At 61.8% G+C, this 16994-nt stretch carries 16 protein-coding genes; 12 read left to right on the top strand and 4 right to left on the bottom strand.

Going from position 1 to position 16994, the window contains the following annotated elements; all coding sequences use genetic code 11:
- Positions 1-33 precede the first annotated feature (33 nt).
- Positions 34-1467, bottom strand: coding sequence for an extracellular solute-binding protein (locus FHX10_RS20985; protein WP_028756850.1), 1434 nt, complete (start codon positions 1465-1467; stop codon positions 34-36).
- Between the two features lie 298 nt (positions 1468-1765).
- On the opposite strand from FHX10_RS20985, the gene FHX10_RS20990 reads away from it, so the two are divergent.
- From FHX10_RS20990 to FHX10_RS21045, 12 genes are all read left to right on the top strand, one after another.
- Positions 1766-2650, top strand: coding sequence for a sugar phosphate isomerase/epimerase family protein (locus tag FHX10_RS20990; protein WP_028756851.1), 885 nt, complete (start codon positions 1766-1768; stop codon positions 2648-2650).
- Positions 2651-2712: 62 nt separating this feature from the next.
- Positions 2713-3939: an ROK family transcriptional regulator gene (locus tag FHX10_RS20995; protein ID WP_028756852.1), complete on the top strand. Its 1227-nt coding sequence runs from the start codon at positions 2713-2715 to the stop codon at positions 3937-3939.
- Between the two features lie 30 nt (positions 3940-3969).
- Entirely contained in the window at positions 3970-4947 is a 978-nt protein-coding gene (locus tag FHX10_RS21000; RefSeq protein WP_184390131.1) for a sugar kinase, read from the top strand.
- Positions 4947-6242, top strand: coding sequence for a D-tagatose-bisphosphate aldolase, class II, non-catalytic subunit (locus tag FHX10_RS21005; RefSeq protein WP_028756854.1), 1296 nt, complete (start codon positions 4947-4949; stop codon positions 6240-6242). The genes FHX10_RS21000 and FHX10_RS21005 overlap by 1 nt, the downstream gene beginning before the upstream one ends.
- 13 nt (positions 6243-6255) lie before the next feature.
- Positions 6256-6981, top strand: a complete 726-nt coding sequence (locus FHX10_RS21010) for an SDR family oxidoreductase (RefSeq protein ID WP_097631221.1) — start codon at positions 6256-6258, stop codon at positions 6979-6981.
- 11 nt (positions 6982-6992) lie between these two features.
- Complete coding sequence (locus FHX10_RS21015) at positions 6993-7766, top strand: SDR family NAD(P)-dependent oxidoreductase (RefSeq protein WP_028756856.1); 774 nt, start codon at positions 6993-6995, stop codon at positions 7764-7766.
- Between the two features lie 155 nt (positions 7767-7921).
- Positions 7922-8746 (top strand): class I fructose-bisphosphate aldolase, encoded by an 825-nt coding sequence (locus FHX10_RS21020; protein ID WP_028756857.1) that lies wholly within the window; start codon positions 7922-7924, stop codon positions 8744-8746.
- Positions 8747-8768: 22 nt separating this feature from the next.
- Positions 8769-9923 carry a Gfo/Idh/MocA family protein gene (locus tag FHX10_RS21025; RefSeq protein ID WP_028756858.1) on the top strand — a complete coding sequence of 385 codons (1155 nt, stop codon included), beginning with the start codon at positions 8769-8771 and terminating at the stop codon, positions 9921-9923.
- Complete coding sequence (locus FHX10_RS21030) at positions 9923-10594, top strand: D-lyxose/D-mannose family sugar isomerase (protein WP_028756859.1); 672 nt, start codon at positions 9923-9925, stop codon at positions 10592-10594. Before FHX10_RS21025 ends, FHX10_RS21030 begins: the two co-directional genes overlap by 1 nt.
- A complete protein-coding gene (locus FHX10_RS21035; RefSeq protein ID WP_028756860.1) occupies positions 10594-11652 on the top strand; it encodes a carbohydrate kinase family protein in 1059 nt (352 codons plus the stop codon). The genes FHX10_RS21030 and FHX10_RS21035 overlap by 1 nt, the downstream gene beginning before the upstream one ends.
- Before the next feature lie 136 nt (positions 11653-11788).
- Positions 11789-12577, top strand: coding sequence for an L-iditol 2-dehydrogenase (locus FHX10_RS21040; RefSeq protein WP_028757309.1), 789 nt, complete (start codon positions 11789-11791; stop codon positions 12575-12577).
- 55 nt (positions 12578-12632) lie between these two features.
- Positions 12633-13643 carry a zinc-dependent alcohol dehydrogenase family protein gene (locus tag FHX10_RS21045; protein ID WP_028757310.1) on the top strand — a complete coding sequence of 337 codons (1011 nt, stop codon included), beginning with the start codon at positions 12633-12635 and terminating at the stop codon, positions 13641-13643.
- A gap of 17 nt (positions 13644-13660) precedes the next feature.
- On the opposite strand, the gene FHX10_RS21050 is transcribed toward FHX10_RS21045, so the two are convergent.
- The 3 genes from FHX10_RS21050 to FHX10_RS21060 form a co-directional block, all read right to left on the bottom strand.
- Positions 13661-14680, bottom strand: a complete 1020-nt coding sequence (locus tag FHX10_RS21050) for a LacI family DNA-binding transcriptional regulator (RefSeq protein ID WP_028757311.1) — start codon at positions 14678-14680, stop codon at positions 13661-13663.
- A gap of 170 nt (positions 14681-14850) precedes the next feature.
- Entirely contained in the window at positions 14851-15711 is an 861-nt protein-coding gene (locus FHX10_RS21055) for a Pnap_2097 family protein (protein ID WP_028757312.1), read from the bottom strand.
- Positions 15712-15713: 2 nt separating this feature from the next.
- Positions 15714-16988, bottom strand: a complete 1275-nt coding sequence (locus FHX10_RS21060; protein WP_028757313.1) for an MSMEG_0569 family flavin-dependent oxidoreductase — start codon at positions 16986-16988, stop codon at positions 15714-15716.
- Positions 16989-16994: the final 6 nt, after the last annotated feature.

Raw genomic sequence — 16994 nt, forward strand, 5'->3', positions numbered from 1 at the left:
GCAGGAAACGACCCGTCAGTTGGGGAGGATGTTTTATTTGCGATAGCCGAGCGAGGTGAGCTCCTCTTCGGCCTTGGCTGCCATCTGGTCGAGGCCTTCATCGGGGCCGATCTTGCCGGTCAGGATGTCGTAGAAGATCGGAGCGGTCGCTTCACGTACCTGCGCATGGAAGGGGTAGGGAGGAGCGCCGGCGAAGAGCTTGCCCTCGTCCTTCAGCATTGTGTAGAAGCCACCGAGCTTGGCGTCCATCTCCTTCACCTTCGGATCGTCGAACGTCGCCGTGTTGGTGATGCGCGGTGCGGCGATGGCCCAATCGGGCTGAACTTCGTTCTGACCGATGAATTCGAGGAAGAGCAGCGACGCTTCCTTGTTCTTGGACGTGACCGGCACGCCGAAGGCGCCGCCATCATAGTAGCCGATATAGCCCTTTCCGGCTTTCGCATCATCCAATACGCCCGGCTCGAGCGGCGGCAGAGCGAAGCCGACCTGGCCGACCACCTTCGACTGCGCCGGATCGCTGGCGATCCACGCGGCATTCTCACCATAGATCAGCCCCTGGGCGACACGGCCCGCGGCAAACGTCGTTGCGGTTTCCGTCCAGGTTGACTGAGTCGATTCCGGAGGAGCGATGTCGCGCAGGTGCAGCCAATATTTCAGCGCGGCCTTCGCCTTGTCACCGTTCATCGAGCCGCCGTGTTCGACCGTCGCCGCATAATTGTTCTTGGCGTCGATGCCCCAATTGTAGACGCCGAAGGTCGGCACGATGGACTCGAAGAATTCATACCAGGAGGCCGGATGGCCGGTATGGGCCTGAGCGGTCGTGCCCCAGAGCTCCAGACCGTTGTCCTTGCCGTATTTCGTGAAGAATTCGGCAATCTGGGTGTACTCCTCGTGGGTCGTCGCCGGCTTCAGGTCCTTGCCGGTTTCCTTCTTGAAGGCTTCCTTGATCTTCGCATCGTCGAAGAGGTCCTTGCGATAGAGATAGGTCTTCAGGAAGGCTTCCATCGGAACGCCGAAGAGATCGCCGCTCGTGTCCTTGAAGTAGTCGGCAAAGCTGGTGAAGTTCGCATCGTCGTAGGTCGGCGCTTTCAGATCCGGCTGGTCTTTCAGCGTCTTCGTGATGTCGACGAGGAAATTCCTGGCGAGATAGGAGTAGATGATGTCCTGCTCGATGTAGACCATGTCATAGATGCCGGTCTTGGCTTCCATGTCCTTGATGGCCTTGTCGTACATCTGATCCCAGGACGTCGTCTCGATGTCGACCTTGATGCCGGTCTTCTTTTCGAATTCCGGAGCAAGCACGTTCTTGATGTAGTTCGACGGCGGGGTGCTTTCGGTGACGCCGTGCAGGGTCACGCCCTTGAATTTAGCCCCGGCGTCGGACCAGAAGTCGGCCCAGGCCGGTGAAGCGGTGGCGGCGAGGCCGAGCGTCAGCGCAAGCGCGCTAGCCTTCAAAGCATAGTTCATTTCCAATCCTCCCAGAGTGCAGCGAGATCATTTCGCCGGTGCTTTGTGTAGGCCAAAAAAACCGGCGGCGCAACATTTGTTGTCTAAACATGCAAATCATGAGCCTATCCCATTGATTTCTGCAGAAACTAATTTCTGCTGGGAGGAAGGGTAAGCGCGAAAACGGCATAATATATTGCATTGCAAAGAAATTTTGCGAAGCAGCAAAAAGTTAGCCGCTGAAATTATTTGTTGCCTCACCAAACTAAATGGCATAGCACTGATCCGCGATCAAGAGCATCTCGCGGAGGAAAAGGCTATGCGTCGATTGGGTATCCATTCATTTGTATGGACAGGTGGCCAAACGCAGGAGGGGCTGGAGATGGCCCTCAACAAGACGGCCGAACACGGATATCGCACCATCGAATTTGCCTATCTGCGCCCCGAGAAATTCAACCTCGATCGACTGGCGAAGCTTGCCCAATCCCTTGACGTCGAGATTGGCGTGACGATGGGTCTGCCGCTCGACAAGGACGTATCGAGCGAGGACATGTCTGCTGTCTCCGCCGGCAAGCAGACGCTGGCCGACGCCGTTCGGGCGGTCCGTGATATCGGCGGCAACAAGCTCGGCGGGATTCTCTATTCCGCCCACACCAAATACAATCGCCAGCCGACGAGGAAGGGCTGGGACAACAGCGTCGCCGCGATCGCCGCGACCGGCGAGGTCGCCAGGCAGGCAAACGTCGACCTCGTCCTGGAGGTCGTCAACCGGTTCGAGACGAACCTGCTGAATACCACGGCGCAGGGGCTGAAGTTCATCGCCGAGACGGGATCGGAGCATGTCCGTCTCCATCTCGACACGTTCCATATGAACATCGAGGAAGCCAATCCGGCCGCGGCGATCCGTCTCGCCGGCGACAAGATCGGTTATTTCCACATCGGCGAGAGCAATCGCGGCTACCTCGGCGACGGTGTCATCAACTTCGATCTGATCTTCGACGCGCTGCTCGACATCGACTATAGGCGCGACATCGTATTCGAAAGTTTCTCGACGACGGTCGTCGACGAGGGCCTGTCGCTCGCCTGCGCGATCTGGCGCGACACCTGGGAGGATAATGATCCGCTTGCAGCACACGCGAAGCGCTACATCGAGCTGAAATATGACGAGGCGAAGCGCCGCCGCGCCACAAACGCGCGGCCCTAATTATCCTTCTGACAGCCTGTTCCAGTCGTGTAAGGGTTGGGCGACTTGAAGGGAATTGAAATATGAACGACACCGTCTCCATCGGAAGTTCGCCGCGCAGGATCCGACAGAACAATATCGTCGCCGCCTTGCAGACGATCTACGCTCACCGAAGCCTCAGCAGGGCGGATCTCGCCCGCAAGCTCGGGATGAACCGTTCATCCTCGGGAGAGATCGTCGCCGAACTGACGGAAGGCGGGTTCGTTCAGGAATCGGACGAGAGCGGCAAGCAGCGCTCGGAGCCCTCCCGTGCCGGGCGGCCGGGCATCATGCTCGAACTGGTTCCCGATGCCGCGTTCTTCGTCGGAATCGAGATCGGCGTCGAGCATATATCGGCAGCCGTCATCGATCTCTCCGCAGAAGTCCGGGCCTGTCGAAAAATGGCGTTCGATACACCGTCTTCGACGGTGGAGGAGGCGGTGGCGCAGGGTGTCGAGCTCATTGTCGGCGTGATGGCGAAGAGGATGATCGGCAGGTGCAAGGGTCTCGGCATATCGACGCCGGCCCATATCCGGCCGGATGGTTTTGTCACCCTGGCACCGATCATCGGCTGGCGAGACGTGCCGTTGAAGGAGATTGGCCGATCCGCTTTCCTGGCCGTTGTCCCGGCCGCCGTCCCGATCACGGTCGAAAACGACGCCAACGCCTTCGCGATCGGTGACAGCTATCGCCACGGCGCCGCGGGAGTGACCCTGTTCCTGCTCATGGAAACCGGCGTCGGCGGCGGCATCATGATCGATGGCAAACTGTTTCGTGGCGGCCACGGTCTGGCGGGAGAAATCGGCCACACCCTGGTGCCGGGAAGCGGTGGTCAGAAGTTTGAACAGCTGATCGGTCGCGAGGTGCTCATCAGGCAGTATCGCGAGGCTGTCGGCCGCGAGAACGCCGATCTGCAGGATTTCCTCGGCGACGTTCGTGACCGTGTCCCGGCTGCCGTCAACATCGCCGAAACCTGGTCGCGCCATCTCGCCTACGCATTGCTGCAAGCCTGTCGCCTGCTCGACCCGGACAGGATCGTGCTGGGCGGCTCCGTGGCATCCCTCTACCCGATGGTCGCTGCCCGCGTGGCGGTCCACATGTCGGAGAGCCAGAACATCCCTTTCCCCACGCCTGAGATCGTCGTCGACAGTGATGCGGAGTTCGGTTCCGCCTTCGGGGCGGCATGCATGTTGCACCAGCGCTTTCTGTCACTGGAGAGCGAGGAGTTCGGCAGCGAGGATGGTGGGCCGGTCCAATCGGCGACGAGTTGACGACAAGAACTATCGAAAGCAGGGTTGCAAATGGCTTCAATACTGTCTCCGGACGCGCTTGGTCCCACGGTTTGCGTAGGCGAGATCCTCGTGGAGATCGTCGCCACGACGGTTGGAGACGGATTTCTCGAAGCCCAGCCGCTGGTCGGTCCGTTTGCGAGCGGCGCGCCGGCGATCTTCATCTCGCAATGCGGCCGGCTCGGCGGCAAGTCGGCCATGGTCGGCGCTGTCGGCGATGACGATTTCGGCCGGGTGAATACCGATCGCCTCAAACGCGACGGCGTCGACGTTTCGGCGATCTCGATCGATCCGGACTATCCGACGGGAAGCGCGTTTGTCCGCTACCGCAAGGATGGCTCCAGAGATTTCGTCTACAACATCGCCACATCGGCAGCCGCGCGCTTCGGCTGGTCTCAAACGGTCGGCGATCTCATCGATCGGAGCGGGCATCTTCACGTGATGGGCTCGGCTCTGTCGGTCCCCAGTGCGCGCGAGGTGATCGACAAGGCGGTCGATATCGTCAAGGCGCGCGGGGGAACGCTCTCGGTGGATCCGAACATTCGCAAGGAGTTGAAGCTGGACGAGGACACCGAGCGCCGGTTTTCCGAGCTTGTTGCCATGGCTGATCTGCTTCTGCCGTCCGGAGAGGAGCTTGAACGTGCCGCAGGTGTCGAAGGCGAGGCGGAAGCAATCCGCCGCTTATTCGAGATGGGCGTCAAGGAAATCGTGCTGAAGCGCGGCGCCGACGGCGCGACCTATTTCGGCAGGCAAGGAGACCGCATCGAGGCTCCGGCATTCGTCGTTCGTGAGGTCGATCCGACCGGCGCCGGCGACTGCTTCGGCGGAGCCTATCTCACCTGCCGGCGGCTCGGAATGTCTCAGAAGCAAGCGCTGACCTATGCCTCCGCCGCCGGCGCCCGCAATGTGACGGTGCTGGGTCCGATGGAAGGCGCCGGCACTCGGCAGGAACTCGATGCATTTATTGCTTCAACGGAAAGGCGGCCGTGATGCAGGTGCACCTCGACGAACTGGCCAGACTGAGGATCGAAGGCCGCCCGAAAGGCGTGACCTCCGTATGCTCCGCTCATCCGATCGTGCTTCGGGCAGCACTCCGGCACGGGCGGCAACAGGAAAGCACCGTCCTGATCGAGGCGACCTGTAACCAGGTCAATCACCTCGGCGGCTACACCGGAATGACGCCAAGCGACTTCGCGTCTCTCGTTATTAAGATCGCTGCCGAGGAGGCGTGCCCCGAAGAACTGATCGTTCTCGGCGGCGATCACCTCGGCCCCAATCCCTGGCGCGACCGCCCGGCGGAAGAGGCCATGGCCGAAGCGGAGAAGATGGTTGCCGCCTATGTCGAGGCCGGTTTCCGCAAGATCCACCTCGACGCCTCGATGGGCTGCAAGGGCGAGCCGGTGGCGCTCGACGACGAAACCACCGCCCGTCGCGCCGCCCGGCTGGCTGTTGTCGCCGAGGCCTCGGCGAAGAAGGCCGGCGGCGCGATGCCGGTTTACGTCATCGGCACCGAAGTGCCGCCGCCGGGTGGAGCCGACCATGCCCTCACGACGATCGAGCCGACGGCCGCAGCGGCGGCGCTGAAGACGATCGATGTCCACCGCCGGGTCTTTGCCGAGGAGGGCCTAACGGAGGCGTTCGGACGCGCTATCGGGCTGGTCGTTCAGCCGGGTGTCGAGTTCGGCAATCACAATGTCATCCTTTATAACCGCAGCAAGATCGAGGCGCTGCAATCAGTGCTCACCGAGGAGCCGCAATTCGTGTTCGAGGCTCACTCGACGGATTATCAGGGCACCCGGCCGTTGGCCGCGCTGGTGGAGGACGGGTTTCCCATTCTGAAAGTCGGTCCGGAGCTGACCTTCGTCCTGCGCGAGGCGCTCTATGCGCTGGATGCGATCGCGTCCGATCTGTTGCCCGACTACGGCGAGCGCCCGCTCTATGCGGCGATGGAAACGCTGATGCTCGATCAGCCCGGCAATTGGAGCCGCCACTACCACGGAACCGATGGCGAGAAGCGGTGGCTGCGGCACTATTCGCTCTCCGACCGTATCCGCTACTACTGGGCGTCGGCTGAAGCGCAAGATGCCGTCCGGCGCCTGTGCGGGGCCCTTCGGGGTCAATCCGTACCGCTGCCATTGCTTTGGCAGCATATGCCGGCCGCGCAGCACTTCGCGGATGCGCCGCTCGATCCGGAACAGGTTTTGGTCTGGAGAGTGACAAGGAGTCTTTCGGACTATCACGCCGCCTGCGGCGTCGGAAAGAATGAGCAATCAGCATCAAGATAGGAGCAGAAAATCGATGACGGAACTGAATGGGAAGATCGCAGCGGTCACGGGTGCAGCATCCGGTATTGGCCTTGCTTCGACGGAGGCGATGCTCGCCGCAGGCGCGACGGTCGTGCTGGTGGACCGCGATCAGAAGGCGCTTGAGACGGTTTGCGAACGGCTTGGCGAGCGCGCCATTCCGCTGGTGATCAACTTGCTGGATCCGGACCAGTGCGCGGGACTGCTCGAGGGCGTCCTGTCGAAGACGGGCAAACTCGACATTCTGCATGCCAATGCGGGCACTTATATCGGCGGCGACCTGATGGAAACCGACCTCGATACCATCGATCGGATGCTCAATCTCAACGTGAACGTCGTCATCAAGAACGTTCGAAATGTCATTCCTCACATGATCGAACGCGGCACTGGCGACATTGTCGTCACCAGCTCGGTCGCCGGACATTCGGCGATTCCGTGGGAACCGGTCTATTCGTCATCGAAGTGGGCGATGACGTGCTTCGTCCAGACGATGCGACGCCAGCTTCTGAAAAATGGCATTCGCGTGGGGTCGGTTTCACCAGGGCCGGTGATCAGCGCTCTGCTGGCGGATTGGCCGGAGGAAAACCTTCGTAAGGCCAAGGAGGCCGGCGCTTTGATCGAGCCCAAGGAAGTCGCCGACGCGATCATCTTCATGCTGACCCGGCCGCGCAACGTCACCATCCGCGATATCGTGGTGCTTCCAAGCGCATTCGACATCTGAAGGAGCCGAACATGAGCTACCAGGAGAAATTTCGCCTTGCCGGCGAACGCGCGGTGGTCACCGGCGGAGGGCGCGCGATCGGCCTTTGCTGCACCGAGGCGCTGGCGGAGGCGGGTGCTGCCGTCGTCGTCATCGAACGCAGCGAGGCCGACGCTGAGCAAGCGCTTGCGTTGCGCGACAAAGGCTACGACATCGAAGTCCGGGTCGGCGACGTCACCGACGCGGCCCGCATGGAAGCGATCGCGACCGAGCTTGCCGATGCAGGCCGGCCGGCGACGATCCTCGTCAACAATGCCGGCATCGGCCAGAGCGGCATCCCGGCGGAGGATCTCACCGACGCCGACTGGTTGCGCATGATGGACGTCAATCTCAACGGCGTCTTCTGGTGCTCGCGCGCCTTCGGTCGTCCCATGATTTCGCTGAAACGCGGCGCCATCGTGAACCTCGGCTCGATGTCAGGGACGATCTGCAACCGGCCTCAGCCTCAGACGGCCTATAACGTCTCCAAGGCGGCGGTCCATCACCTCACGCGCTCGTTGGCGGCCGAGTGGGCGCATCACGGCATCAGGGTCAATGCCGTCGCGCCCACCTATATCGAGACACCGATGGTGGTCGCCGTCGAAGCCAATCGCGAGCGGATTCCGCTCTGGCTCGCCGACACGCCGATGGGGAGGATGGGAACGCCGGAGGAGGTTGCAAGTGCTGTCCTCTTCCTCGCATCGGGCGCCGCCAGCCTGATGACCGGGGCGATCGTCAATGTCGATGCAGGTTTCACCTGCTGGTAATACTTGCGGGACAGGCGCGAGGGGCGCCTCGTCCGCACTGGAAGGTCGGCAGCCGACAAATCAACCAATGTGGAAACGTTACCACATTTTCTTGACTCGCAATTTCGCTCCATTTATTCGAATGTGGAAACGTTGCCATATCTGGGAGGAGCTTCATGAAGTCCGCACGGTTGAACCGACTTTTCGGCGTGTCTGGAAATTGTTTTGACGTTGCCATCGATCACGGCATGTTCAATGAACGGACGTTCCTCGCCGGCATCGAGAACATGAAGACGGCCATCGAGGTGATCGCGCAAGCCGCACCCGACGCCATCCAGCTTCCGCCGGGAACAGCACCCATTCTGCAGGCGATCCCCGGCAAACATCGTCCGGCACTGGTGCTGCGCACCGATATCGCCAACATCTATGGCAATCCGCTGCCGTCGCAGCTGTTTTCCGAAATGATCGACAGGGCGGTGGAGCAGGGCGTTGCCTTGGACGCGGCCTGTGTCGTCGTCAATCTTTTGATGCTGCCGGACCAGCCGGAGGTCTACCGCGCCTGCGTGCGCAATGTGAACAGCCTGAAGCGCGAATGCGAGATCTACGGCATGCCGCTGATGGTCGAGCCGCTGGTCATGCAGGACAATTCCAAGGGCGCCTATATGGTCGATGGTGCGATCGACAAGATCCTGCCGCTCGTGCGCCAGGCGGCCGAACTCGGCGCCGATATCATCAAGGCCGACCCCTGCGACAATGTCGAGGAATATCACCGGGTGGTCGAGATCGCCCAGGGCCTGCCGGTGCTGGTGCGCGGCGGCGGCCGGGTTTCGGATCGGGAAATCCTGGTCCGTACCAAGCAGTTGATGGAGCAGGGCGCCCGTGGCATCGTCTATGGCCGCAACGTCATTCAACACAACAATCCCGGCGGCATGACGCGGGCCTTGATGGCGATCGTCCATGACAAGGCTTTGGTCGAGCAAGCCTCGCTGCATATCGGCTGACGCGCGTCTGGGAGGAGATGTCATGACGAAAACATTCCGCTTCGGCGTCATCGGCTGCGGTCTGATGGGACGCGAATTCGCCAGTGCCGCGGCGCGCTGGCTACACCTGGCCGATGTGAAGGCGCGACCGGAAATCGTCGCCGTCTGCGACACCAACACGACGCTGCTCGACTGGTTCAGGGATCATGTGCCGAGCGTTCGGCAAGTAACCGCCGACTATAAAGAGCTTCTGGCCAATCCCGAGGTTGATGCGGTCTATTGCGCCGTCCCGCATGTGCTGCACCAGCAATTCTATATCGACGTTCTGAAGGCCGGAAAACATCTTCTCGGTGAAAAGCCCTTCGGCATGGACGCCGCTCAGAACCGGGAGATCATGGCGGTTCTAGCCGAGCATCCCGACCTCCTGGTCCGCTGCTCGTCGGAAATGCCGTTCTTCCCCGGTGCACAGAAGGTCATCGCGCTCGCAAAAAGCGGCGAGATTGGAGATATCCTCGAAGTCGAGGCGGGGTTCCTGCATTCTTCGGATATCGACCGGCAGAAGCCGATCAACTGGAAGCGGATGGCCGAGATCAACGGCGATTATGGCTGCATGGGTGATCTCGGCATGCATGTGCTGCACGTGCCGCTGCGTCTCGGCTGGCGCCCGACCACACTGCATGCGCAATTGGTCAAAAAGGTCACCGAACGTCCCGACGGCAAGGGCGGCATGCTGCCCTGCACCACCTGGGACAATGCCACGATCAGCAGCCGCGTGCGCACCGCAGATCAGGATTTTCCGATGGTGCTGAAAACCTGGCGCATCGCGCCCGGCGAATCCAACAGCTGGTACATCCGCGTTCTCGGCATGAAGAAGAGCGCATTCTTCAGCACGAAGTCTCCGCGCCAGTGGCAGTGGATGGATTATAATGGCGGTGCGCAGGCCTGGAGCACCGAGGATCTCGGCTATGGCTCGCTGTTTCCGGCCATAACAGGCAAGATCTTCGAATTCGGTTTTGCCGACGCCATACAGCAGATGTGGGCGGCCTTCGTCGACGAGCTTGCCGGCGGCAATGCCAACGGTTTCGGCTGCGCGACGCCGGCGGAGGCGCAGGCGCATCATGCCGTCCTGACGGCAGCCCTCAAATCCGGCCGCGAGGACGTCGTGGTGCCGGTCGCCTATGACGGGGCGTCCGTCTGATGCAGCGCTCCGAGATCAACGCCGCGTTGCGGCGGGCAACTGAAACTCTCGAGCGCTGGCATTGGTCCCTGCCGGCATGGGGCTATTGGACGGCGGCGGATTTTGCCGCTCATCCGGAGGCATCGGCCTATTTGCGCGCCCATCAGCTGGGTTGGGATGTCACCGATTTCGGCTCGAACCGGTTTGCCGAATGCGGCCTCGTGCTGTTTTGCCTGCGCAATGGCATCGTTGATGTCGAGGGGGAGCGGACCTATGCCGAAAAGCTGCTCTTCGTTGGGGAAGGGCAACTCACGCCGACGCACCGCCATGCGGCGAAGATGGAAGACATCATCAATCGCGCCGGCGGCGATCTCGTCATCGAATTCGCCGCAACCGATACCGATGGCAATGTGCTGAAGGGGGATGTGACGGTTCCGGTCGACGGGCTGCCGCACCGGCTCGCCGCATGGGAGCCGCTGGTTCTCCAGCCCGGCCAGAGCGTGACGATCCGCACCGGGCTTTACCACCGCTTCTACGGCAGGAAAGGCGGCGGACCCGTCCTTGTCGGGGAGGTTAGCCAGGTCAACGACGACAACAGCGATAATGTCTTCCTGGAGCCGATCGGGCGCTTTGCGACGATTGAGGAGGACGAGCCGCCGCTCAGACCCTTGTGGAACGAGGGAGCCAGCTGATGCGAAGCCGGGAGGCGGTTCAACATCGCGACAGTCGGAAGCAGGGCGGCATCGTCTGCGCGGGAAACTTCATCGTCGATCGTGTCCACACCCTGTCCTATTGGCCCGAACAGGGCAATCTTGCGCATATCCTGCACCAGGATCTGGGTGTGGGGGGCGGGGCGGCTAATGTCGTCACGGATCTGGCCTCGCTCGGATTTCCCGGACAGCTGGCAGCGGCCGGATGCATCGGCGCTGATCAGGACGGGGAGATCGTCAAGGCCCGCCTTACGGCCGCCGGCGTCGATGTCGGTGGGTTGACGGCGCTGGCCGACCGCGTCACGGCGCATACGCATGTCATGAATGTGCCCGGTCAAAACCGCACCTTCTTCTATCATGGTGGCGCCAACGATGCGGTCACCGACAAACATGTCTCACCCGCGACCTTCGCTGAGGCCGGCTATCGGCTGTTCTATCTCGGCTATCTCATGCTGTTGCCGGGTCTCGACCGAATCGGCCCCGATGGCCGTTCGGGAGCATCGCGCCTGCTGGAGGCCGCGCGCCGCGCCGGGTTGACGACCTGCGTGGACTTCGTATCGAGCGAGGACCCGGAATTTGCAGCCAAGGTCGGCGTCGCTCTGCCCTTCTGCGATTACCTGATCATCAACGAGATGGAGGCGGCCCGGGCAACCGGCGTTGTCGTTCGCGATGCAAAGGGAGACTTGGTCGAGGCGGGGCTTTTGACAGCGGGCGAGCGCCTGCTTGCCGCGGGCGTCGCGAAGGGTGCGATCATCCATGCGCCGGAAATCTGCTTCTGGTTTGCGCCGGGCGCTTCCCCGGTCATGACGCGGTCACGACCCGTTGATCCCCATGATATCGTCAGCACGGTCGGCGCGGGAGACGCCTTCTGTGCCGCCGTGCTCTACGGCCTGCATGAGAACTGGCCTGTCGAGCATATCTGCGCCGTCGCCCATGCTGCGGCTGCGCGTTGCCTCGCGGGTGCGACGGCCACCGATGGCATCCCCGACATGTCTGTCCTCCTTCGCGAGGCGAAGGAGACGCACCCGCAATCCGCTTAGCCCATCGGCGTCGGCTCACGAGAGCGCGGCGCCGATCACCATCCAGTCAGAATGGAGGAGCAGAGATGAAGCTATTCGATATGGCAGCCGTGCACGGCACCTTTGCCGATTTGGGCGCGACCAGGGAGGCAGGGCGATGAGCTATACGGAAACGGGACGGCTCTCCGGCAAGGTGGCATTGGTCACGGGAGGCGCGAGCGGCATCGGCAAAGCGGTCTGCGAACGTTTCGCTGCCGAAGGCGCCAGGGTTGTCGTGGCGGATCTCGACGGCGAACGCTGCGCACGGGTGGCGCAGGCGATCGGTCCTCATGCCTGGGGTATGGCGCTTGACGTGACCAGCCAGGACAGCATCGAAGAAGCCGTTCGCTTCACTATATCAACCGCCGGTCAGATCGACATCCTGGTCAATGCCGCCGGTATTTATGACGTCGAGTCGATTCTGGACATATCCCGGGAGCGGACCGCGAGGGTATTTCAAGTCAATATCGAAGGCCTGATCTTCATGACGCAGGCCGTCGCCCGGCACATGGTGGAGAGAGGGGGAGGTGGACGCATCATCAACTTCTCGTCCCAGGCGGGGCGACGGGGCGAAGGACCTGCCGTGGCCTACTGCGCGTCCAAGGCGGCGGTCATCAGCATCACGCAAAGCTGCGCCCTGGAGCTGATCCGCTACGGGATCAACGTCAACGCCATCGCTCCCGGTGTCGTCGATACGCCGATGTGGGATGTCGTCGATGCAAAACTCGGCAGCCGTGAAGGTTTGAAACCCGGTGACGTCAAGCGTCGCGTGGCTGCCGCCGTTCCCGCCGGACGATTTGGCGCCCCCCAGGAACAAGCGGCCATGGCAGCCTTCCTGGCCGGGCCTGATGCAGCATACATCGTGGCGCAGTGCTACAATGTCGATGGCGGCAATGTCATGAGCTGACGCTTCGCTTCATCTGCAGCAATAGGCAATCGAACTTGGGGTCTGGAGGAGTGGAATGAAGGCTGTACGCTTGGAGTCGATCGGGTCTTTGACCATGCGCAGTGTCGAAAAACCGGTCGCCGGGCCGGGCGAGCTGCTTGTCCGGGTCGCAGCCGCGGGCATCTGCGGTTCCGATCGCCACATGTACAAGGGCGAATATCCGACGGCGATCCCCGTCACGCTCGGCCACGAATTCTGCGGCATCGTCGAAGAGATCGGCGATGGGGTGACACGGTTTACCGGCGGCGAGCTGGTGACGGTCGACCCGAATATCGCCTGCGGCACCTGTCCGGCTTGCACGCGGGCGCGGCCGAACCTGTGCGAGCGCCTGACCGCCATCGGTGTGACACGGGATGGCGGCTTCGCCGAATATGTCGCAGTGCCGCACGCGCAGGCCTTCGTGCTGCCGACCGACCTCGATCCCGTTCACGGCGCCTTCAGCGAACCGCTGGCCTGTTGTCTCCACGCCATCGACAAGGCAGGTATCCGTCCGGGCGACAGCGTCGCCATCCTCGGCGGCGGCGTGATCGGCCTGCTCATGGTGCAGCTGGCCCGCCTGGCGGGGGCGAGCGAGATCATTTTGATCACGCGGCAGCAATCAAGACGCCAAACCGCTCTGCGCCTGGGGGCGACGCACGCCTTCGACCCGGCCTCTTCTGACACGATCGCGTCCGTTCGAGAGGTCACCAAAGGCGGCGCCGACGTGGTCATGGAATGCGCCGGCGTCAGCGACACGCTTCAAAGCGGTCTGAAAATGGCGCGGCGCGGTGGCGCCTTCGTGCTTTTCGGGGTGACGCCGGCGGGTGTCGAGGTGCCGGTTCTGCCCTTCGATCTGCTGATAAACGAAGTCGATATCAGGCCGGCCTACCTCAATCCCTTCACCCATTCGCGCGCTGCGGCAATGGTCGCCAGCGGAGTGTTGGAGCTGGATGCATTGGTCACCAGAACCATCGGCCTCGAGCAGGTCGCCGAGGTGGTGGGCAACGCGCCATTGCCCGGCGAGATCAAGGTCATCGTCCGGCCTTAGCCTCGAGACCCACCTGCTCAACTGCGGACGGGGCCGGTGGAATCGCGCTCGATCAGCGTGACCGGCACCTTTACGATCGCAGCCTGTCGGGATTCGTCCCCGGTCTGGTGCTCGTCGATCAGCGCTTCCAACAGGCGTGCTGCCTGCTGCCCGACATCGCGGATCGGCTGTGCAACCGTTGTCAGCCGCGGAAAGACGTAGGCTGCTTCCGGCAGGTCGTCGAAGCCGACAACCGAATAGTCGTTCGGAACCGAAAATCCGCGATCCTGGATAGCATGGATGGCGGCAATCGCTGAAACGTCGGTCGTGCCGATGATGGCGGTGATATCAGGCCGAGACGCCAACAATTCTCGCGCCAGCCGGTAGGTCTCGGCAAAGCTGTGCTCTTCCGCCATCGCCACGACGGCAGGCGCGATGCCGTCTTTCGCCATTTCCGCCGTGATGCCCTGAAGGCGAAGCTGGATGGGCTGGCTGTGCGCCGGCGCGCCGACGATGGCGATCGCCCGGTGGCCGAGGCCGATCAGATGGCGCGCCATCAGCCGCCCGCCTTCCTCGTGATCGGCCATGACAGCATCGTCAGCGATGCCGTTCAGCTCGCGGTCAATAGCGATGATCGGAATGCGAGCGTCCCGCAGCACCTCGAAATGCTCGATGCTGCCGAAGGCGCTGGCGACGATGACGCCGTCGACGCGCTGAGCGAGCAGCATGGAGATATAACGCGCCTCGTGGTCCATGTTTTCCGCCGTGCTGCAGATCAGCGTCTGATAGCCGTGCTGAAACAGTTCCTGTTCGATGGCATGGGCCAGGATGCCGAAGAAGGGCACCTCGATCGACGGCAGCATCAGTCCGATCATCCGGCTTGGCGCACCGCGCAACATGCGTGCGCCCTTGCTGGGCGTGTAGTTCAGTGCACGGATCGCCGCCTCGACGCGGTCTCGGAGCTCAGGCGAGGCATAACCGCTGTTGTTGAGCACGCGCGAAACTGAAGAGACCGACGTTCCTGCAAGTTTGGCGATATGTCTGATGCTGGTCGTCACGTGCTCGTTTTTCTTTTTCTAGCGGTCGAATGAACCGAACTGCTGAAGTTCACCTCCATTTGTCATCCACTAGATCACTAGCGGCACGCCGCATCAAGCGCGCTCCGCTCGCCATCCCGTTGTCCTTCTCCGTTTCAAACGACACAAAGCAGGCATGGCGGGACGATGCCTCAGCGAAGATATGTCCACGCGCTGAATATTTTGGCGATCACTTTCCCATTCTCGCGTCGTAGCTGCCCATGGACAGTTTTTTGCTCGTCGGAAAAATCGATAAGGTCGAAGAAAACACTTTCATTTCGTTCGATATTTCCAAGGAAGAAAACGTCCCTGCGGACGACCGGTCCCTTGCAGGGAAACCAGTTTTCCAGGGCGCGGTCGGCGAGTGCCTGATACTCGGCAAAATAAAACAATCCTGCGCCGTTGAACTCCTGCGAAGCGCTGGGATCAAACTTAAAGGTTCGGAGCGCCCTGTGAGCGAGGACGGAAAACCCGAAATGCGTGCCTAACCGTCCATTCCGGATGTCCACAGCGTTCTGGGCCAGAGGACTGGGCTGGAAGCGCCGTCCCTGCCGCTCAGGCAACGTCACACGCGCGATCGAGTGATTGTTGTCTTTGATCGTTCTGTGAACGAAGGTAGAGATGAGTTCCACCGCGCCGACGCTTCGTCCGTGCAGAGACAACTCGTGTCGGGTCGACGTTCGGGTTCGCGAGACTGCGGACAGCTTCGAGTGGATCGTCAAAATGTCATTTGCCTGCACGATGGCGAAATGGGCATCCGTCAGGGACGTTGCACAGATCGCGGCATAGGCTTCCTCTCCATCGGCCGTTCTGAAATCCGCATTGTCGAGCCCGAGGTGACGGGCGAGCATCAGCCAGTGACGATGGCCGAGTTCCTTCATCAGCCAGGTCTCCGACAGCCCGTTTCCATTCAAATGCGGCATGCCGAGAAGCACATGCGGATCAAGGGCACGTTCCATCAAGTCGCGTGCCGAAGGTCCTGCGGGCGGAAAATCGAGAAGGGCTGCGCTCATCATCAGGCGCTGACCGCTTGCTTGAAAGAGGATGCCTGTGCCGAAAGCCGAGCTGCGAGATGCCCGACCACATGTTCGGCATCCCTTCCGACGCCGAGGAACCGCCCGGAACCCCAGGTCCAGAGCCAGGGAAGTCCGAGCACGTAGACGCCATCGACGACGGTGACGCCGCGGCGATGAACGGGATAGGCGTTGCCGTCGAAGATCGGCAGGCCGACGAAGGACCAATCCGGACTGAACCCCGTGGCCCAGATGACCGAGGTGATCCCCTCCGCCTTCAGATCGAGTTCGACAATCTCGGCCTCAGGCTCCCAGACAGGGACATAGGGGGATCCGGCCGGAGCCTCGATGCCTTTTTCGGCGATATGCCGGTCAATCAGGGCATTGATGCCGTTATAGACACGGTCGGCACTGTCGAGATTGGCCTTCAGGTTCGGCTCGAACAGCATCCGGCCGGCGGCGACGCCGGACATGCGGCCATAAAGCATCATACCCTCCAGCGCGAATTTGCGCAGATCGATATCGCGTCCGCCGTCGCGTCCGGTCAGGTAGTGGTTGGTGTCGTGCTTCTTCTTCGTCATGCCATCATGTTCGACCGTGATATCGTACTGGCCGATATCGGAAAGCCAGTCGACCACATCGCGACCGCGATAGAACCGGGCGCAACGCGGCGCGTTGCCGGTGACGAGATGCACCTTGCGGCCGGCAAGATACAGATCCTCGGCAATCTGGCAGCCGGACTGGCCGGAGCCGACCACGATGACGCCGCCCTCCGGCAGTTGGTCGGCATTGCGGTAGGCGGCGGTGTGGAGCTGCATGATGTCCTCCGGCAGGCGCTCGGCCGCACGCGGAATGGCCGGATCTGCATAGAGGCTGGTGGCGATCACCGCGGCATCGGCTGTCACCGCGCCAGCTGAGGTCTCGAGCCGGAAGAGGCCGCCATGCTTTTCGAGCGACGTCACGCTGGTTTGCTCGAAGACCGGCGCCTCGACCTTCTTCACGAAGCGATCGACATAGGCGAGTATCTCGTCCTTGACCATAAAACCGTGCGGATCCGTGCCGTCATAGGGATGGTCCGGAAGCTGGCATTGCCAGTTCGGCGTCACCAGGCAGAAGGCGTCCCAGCGTTCGTTCTTCCATTTATGCGCAACGGTCTTCTTCTCGAAAACCACGTGATCAATGCCGTGCCTCTTCAGATAGTGAGAGGCCGAGAGCCCGGCCTGGCCGCCGCCGATGACAACCGCGCTGTAATGGCTCTTGAGGGATGGTGTGGTCATGGTGGG

Origin of the sequence: Rhizobium sp. BK591, from assembly GCF_014195045.1 — a bacterium.
Classification (GTDB): Bacteria; Pseudomonadota; Alphaproteobacteria; order Rhizobiales; family Rhizobiaceae; genus Rhizobium; species Rhizobium anhuiense.

What these genes read in the sequence shown, in the direction of transcription:
- FHX10_RS21055 (WP_028757312.1), bottom strand. Translation starts at nt 15,711, where the DNA reads ATGAGCGCAGCCCTTCTCGATTTTCCGCCCGCAGGACCTTCGGCACGC.
- FHX10_RS20990 (WP_028756851.1), top strand. Translation starts at nt 1,766, where the DNA reads ATGCGTCGATTGGGTATCCATTCATTTGTATGGACAGGTGGCCAAACG.
- FHX10_RS21035 (WP_028756860.1), top strand. Translation starts at nt 10,594, where the DNA reads ATGCGAAGCCGGGAGGCGGTTCAACATCGCGACAGTCGGAAGCAGGGC.
- FHX10_RS21040 (WP_028757309.1), top strand. Translation starts at nt 11,789, where the DNA reads ATGAGCTATACGGAAACGGGACGGCTCTCCGGCAAGGTGGCATTGGTC.
- FHX10_RS21010 (WP_097631221.1), top strand. Translation starts at nt 6,256, where the DNA reads ATGACGGAACTGAATGGGAAGATCGCAGCGGTCACGGGTGCAGCATCC.
- FHX10_RS21020 (WP_028756857.1), top strand. Translation starts at nt 7,922, where the DNA reads ATGAAGTCCGCACGGTTGAACCGACTTTTCGGCGTGTCTGGAAATTGT.
- FHX10_RS21060 (WP_028757313.1), bottom strand. Translation starts at nt 16,988, where the DNA reads ATGACCACACCATCCCTCAAGAGCCATTACAGCGCGGTTGTCATCGGC.
- FHX10_RS21015 (WP_028756856.1), top strand. Translation starts at nt 6,993, where the DNA reads ATGAGCTACCAGGAGAAATTTCGCCTTGCCGGCGAACGCGCGGTGGTC.
- FHX10_RS21025 (WP_028756858.1), top strand. Translation starts at nt 8,769, where the DNA reads ATGACGAAAACATTCCGCTTCGGCGTCATCGGCTGCGGTCTGATGGGA.
- FHX10_RS20985 (WP_028756850.1), bottom strand. Translation starts at nt 1,467, where the DNA reads ATGAACTATGCTTTGAAGGCTAGCGCGCTTGCGCTGACGCTCGGCCTC.
- FHX10_RS21000 (WP_184390131.1), top strand. Translation starts at nt 3,970, where the DNA reads ATGGCTTCAATACTGTCTCCGGACGCGCTTGGTCCCACGGTTTGCGTA.
- FHX10_RS20995 (WP_028756852.1), top strand. Translation starts at nt 2,713, where the DNA reads ATGAACGACACCGTCTCCATCGGAAGTTCGCCGCGCAGGATCCGACAG.
- FHX10_RS21045 (WP_028757310.1), top strand. Translation starts at nt 12,633, where the DNA reads ATGAAGGCTGTACGCTTGGAGTCGATCGGGTCTTTGACCATGCGCAGT.
- FHX10_RS21005 (WP_028756854.1), top strand. Translation starts at nt 4,947, where the DNA reads ATGCAGGTGCACCTCGACGAACTGGCCAGACTGAGGATCGAAGGCCGC.
- FHX10_RS21030 (WP_028756859.1), top strand. Translation starts at nt 9,923, where the DNA reads ATGCAGCGCTCCGAGATCAACGCCGCGTTGCGGCGGGCAACTGAAACT.